This window comes from Acinetobacter lwoffii, assembly GCF_024129735.1.
Classification (GTDB): Bacteria; Pseudomonadota; Gammaproteobacteria; order Pseudomonadales; family Moraxellaceae; genus Acinetobacter; species Acinetobacter lwoffii_H.
Genome location: NZ_JAMXXK010000108.1, coordinates 1 through 1,151, shown reverse-complemented (window position 1 = coordinate 1,151; position 1,151 = coordinate 1). Strand labels below are relative to the sequence as shown.

The 1,151-nt window shown below is 32.4% G+C and carries 1 protein-coding gene; it reads right to left on the bottom strand.

Features of this window, described 5'->3' with window-relative positions; genetic code table 11:
- Positions 1-438: 438 nt before the first annotated feature.
- Positions 439-900 (bottom strand): DIP1984 family protein, encoded by a 462-nt coding sequence (locus NI469_RS15665; protein WP_180039238.1) that lies wholly within the window; start codon positions 898-900, stop codon positions 439-441.
- Positions 901-1,151: the final 251 nt, after the last annotated feature.

The following is a 1,151-nucleotide window of genomic DNA, read 5'->3' as shown; positions in this document are numbered from 1 at the left end:
GTTTGAAGCAATGTACTATGATAAGATTAACCCGTTAGGTCAGGTGGCCTAACTTAAATAAAAAAGTCTCCGACAAACCCGGTACGGTTCAACTTGTGATTTGAATCTGCTGTTTTCAAAATCTGTCTTTCAGCTCGTTATGCAACAAAGCCGAACCGAATTAAAAATAGAAATGTAGTTGAGCTGGTGCTTGCTCATTTCTTTATTTTTAGTAATTGAGGTGAACATACTGTCAGTACATGGTAGTTATAAGTAACATGTAACTTTGTTCGCACAAAGATTTGAGTTATGCCAAGTGATGGATTGATTTGTACTTAAAATTTTAAGCTTATCCACTTGCTTTGCAAGCCACTACACTTTATTTACAATCCTATGTTGTGGAAGTAAGGGATCTTGTACTCGCCCAGTATGTTCAACTTGATTATATCTAAAGGACTATTAGGCATCAATCAAATCAATTTTCCAATTACTCGACTGAATCAACACATTTAAATCACGTAATTTAAGACTAATATCATCAGCTTGTTTTTGTAGTGATGAAACTGGAATAACTTTATGCCACTTTATTTCCCGCGTACTATAACGATCAGATTCACGAGATGTATTACTTATTGCTGCAGTTAGGGTTTTGTGCTGTTCTACAAATTCATCACGCAAAGTCAATAAAGCAAGTAAAGAACGACCATCATTTAATTTTGTTAAAGCATTAGTTTCATGAATTGCATAACTTAATTTTTGAAATTCTTGAATTAAAGCAAATACTTGTTTTAGTAGTTCATTTGGATCTTCAGATGGTTTATCACCATCTTGTACCAATACATTTGCATTGATACGTTGTTTTAGTGAAATAATTTTTTTTTGTTGATCACTTCGAAGTAAGAGAGCTTCTGCTAATTTCATTTTTCACCTATTAACCAATTAGAATTAAGTTTTAAGCAGCTAAGTAATTTTACAAATACTATATCCTCATTCTTTAAAAATCAAAAAAATTGATTTTTTATAATTTTCAGAGGTAGAAGTCTTATATTTTGTCATTAGGGTGTGTTGACACTTTTAGCTTAAAAAATAGCGAAGTAGTAAAATCAAATCGCCAAACCCAATTTTACTATTCGCTATGCCTCGTACCATGCTGACAGATCAACACTGGCAAA

Coding starts and splice junctions, on each gene's coding strand:
- NI469_RS15665 (WP_180039238.1), bottom strand. CDS start 900: ATGAAATTAGCAGAAGCTCTCTTACTTCGAAGTGATCAACAAAAAAAA.